The following is a 349-nucleotide window of genomic DNA, read 5'->3' as shown; positions in this document are numbered from 1 at the left end:
TCCGTCGGAGCCGGCACGGTGTCGTCGTCGGCAGCGCCGGCGGCGGACTCGGCCTTGCGGAAGTCGTTCCACTTCATGCCGTTGAGCTTATTGGCGGTCTTGGCAGCCTGGTACTTGGTGCTGCATTCGGCCATGGTCAGGCCTTTGCCGCCGGCAGCCGGAGTGGCGGTCGTGGCAGCTGCTGCGGTCGTTTTGGCCGGCTTGGTATCGGTCGCGGCAGCGGCAGTGGCGCCAGCGGCGCACTCGCTCTTGCGGAAGTCGTTCCACTTCATGCCGTTTAGCGTGCCGGCGGCTTTCGCAGCCTGGTACTTGGCGCTGCATTCCTTGGCCGTCAGGCCCTTGGCCGAGC

General features: G+C 67.0%; 1 pseudogene. It reads right to left on the bottom strand.

Annotated elements, in window-relative coordinates:
• Positions 1 to 349: pseudogene (locus EN852_RS36895) on the bottom strand (hypothetical protein); the annotation flags it as partial.

This window comes from Mesorhizobium sp. M2E.F.Ca.ET.209.01.1.1, from assembly GCF_004010375.2.
Taxonomy (GTDB): domain Bacteria; phylum Pseudomonadota; class Alphaproteobacteria; order Rhizobiales; family Rhizobiaceae; genus Mesorhizobium.
This window is presented reverse-complemented; position numbering and strand designations above follow the sequence as displayed.